Genomic DNA, 2175 nt, shown 5'->3' with positions numbered 1-2175 from the left:
AATATTAATTTCATTAGCTTCATCATAACCACGAAATAAACTGATGTAGAAATACCAAAAAAATGAATTATTCTTAATTTCTTCAGATTTGATTCGTTTGGTCATTTTAAGTTCTGATTTTTTTTAAATTTATGCTAACGTGTTTGTATATGGTTTGTTGCGTGATTAAGCAACTAAGTTAACAAATAAAAACGGAATAGAAAATCCGCGAGGATTTTCGTAAGTAGGCTAGAACTAGCAATAAATTATATACGGTGTTAGGCACAGTTATTTTCAGTTCTTAATTTTATTATTTTATCCGCATTAACTTTCCATTCATTATTTTTTAATATCAGTTCAATCGTAAATGGGAAACCTGAAGATACTAATTCAACTGACTTTCCGTTTTCAGATTCCTTAATTCTCTTTATTGGTTGGTTTTCTGACAATTTATTTAGCTTTTCAGTAACGGAACTTGGATATTTCCCTTTCCATAATAAATCTGCTTTATCGTTATCTAAAATTAAGGATTGAATGATTTTTTTATTACCTACTAATAAAGCGTTCTCGAATTTCCGAAAAACCTTTTCTGGTTCTCCTTCTTTCGTATTTGCATTATCGACAGCAAATTGCAATAATTCTTCTTCGTTCATTCGGTTCGACAATTCTATAAATTCGAGAATTGTTTCTTTTATATTCGAAATTCCGTCTTTATCATTTTTCGAACAAGTTTTAATTACGTAAGTCCAAATATAATTCGTTGGTAAAGAATTCTTTAAGCAGACAAATCGATTGAATTTAGTTCCACTAATGGGTGTTTCTTTCGCAAAACAATATCCTTGGATATAAGCCGAAACTTCGTTAAAACTTCCTTCCAAACAATACATTTTTGGTCTGTAACATAAATGTTCTATAAATTCCGAAAATGTTCTTTCTTTCTCCATAGTTTTTTTTAATTGTGCCTAACGTGTTTGTATATGCTTTGTTGCGTGATTAAGCAACTAAGTTAGTAAATAAAAACGGAATAGAAAATCCGCGAGGATTTTCGTAAACAAGCTAGAACCAAGCAATAAAATATATACGGTGTTGGCAATAGTTTTTAATATTGATCATAAATCCATTCTCCATTTTCATCATAAGCAAAACCCCAAGTTCTTGTATTTATATTAATTGATGGAACTAGAATTGGAGTTTGAGAATAATCAGAATTTGGATAATGATAATAATCAAAAGTTTCTTCATATTCTGTGAAATTATTTTCAGATAATGACCTATAAAAAGTCTCATCAAAAAGTTGAAGTTTTCTAAATGGATTTAATGCAGAATCATAACCTCCAAATCTTTTTGTTTCTTTTTCTTCATATACAGTATTTGGTATATCGCTATATTTTGTAGATGAAATTGTAATAATGCTATCTACATTATTATTAGAATAATATAATTCAGATTCTTCTATATCTCTTACAGATATATTTGAAGATTGATAGATATGAGTTGATGCTTTTATATAAGAAATTAGCTTATTATTATCATAACTATAATATATAGTATCATAATTTGAAAGATGCTGGTTGTTTTTTTCTTCAAAAATTATTTTCTGAATTATTTTATTAGCATTGTCTAAAACAAGAGTAGTTTCATTTTCTGGAATTGTAATGTTGCTTTCAGCAGTTCTTTTTTTTACTAGGTGTATTTTGTTTGCAGCATATTGAAAATCAAAATATATAGAATCAGTCAGTATGTTTAATATACCAGCACCAGAAGGCACATGTGAAACTTCTCCAATTCTTTTAATCATCCTACTTTGTTCATCGTATTCAAGTTTTACTGAAAAATCTGGATAATTTGGAAAATCTGGTGAATAGATAGATGTGTCAAATTGGACATAAGCAATATGATAGCTTTCAATGTTAAAATCATCAGTTGGTTCAACAATATCATTATCTGTATTATCACTGCTACAACTTAAATTAAATATTAATAAAAATATTATTGTTCCAATTATTAAAAGATTGTTTTTTGTCATTATCGTTCGTTTAAATTATTGCCAACGTGTTTGTATATGATTAGTGGCGTGTTTCAGCACCTAATTTAGCAAATAAAAACCGAATAGAAAATCTGCAAAGATTTTCGTAAGCAAGCTAAAACTAGCCATTAATTATATACGTTGTTATCTATAGGTCTTTTCATAGTTAG

2 protein-coding genes are annotated in these 2175 nt (G+C 28.0%); both read right to left on the bottom strand.

Translation table 11 applies throughout. The features are described 5' to 3' along the window. Positions 1-257 precede the first annotated feature (257 nt). Positions 258-923 (bottom strand): hypothetical protein, encoded by a 666-nt coding sequence (locus tag ACVCZW_RS00110; RefSeq protein WP_452231292.1) that lies wholly within the window; start codon positions 921-923, stop codon positions 258-260. Between the two features lie 155 nt (positions 924-1078). Then, the gene (locus ACVCZW_RS00105) at positions 1079-2005 is read right to left on the bottom strand and encodes a hypothetical protein (protein ID WP_452231291.1); all 927 of its coding nucleotides are present in this window, start codon (positions 2003-2005) and stop codon (positions 1079-1081) included. Positions 2006-2175: the final 170 nt, after the last annotated feature.

The organism is Lacinutrix sp. MEBiC02595 (assembly GCF_053601555.1).
Note: the sequence above shows the minus strand (reverse complement) of the source record. Positions and strands in the feature narration are given on the sequence as shown.

Excerpts from the sequence above, each read along its gene's own strand:
- ACVCZW_RS00110 (WP_452231292.1), bottom strand. The coding sequence starts at position 923 with ATGGAGAAAGAAAGAACATTTTCGGAATTTATAGAACATTTATGTTAC.
- ACVCZW_RS00105 (WP_452231291.1), bottom strand. The coding sequence starts at position 2,005 with ATGACAAAAAACAATCTTTTAATAATTGGAACAATAATATTTTTATTA.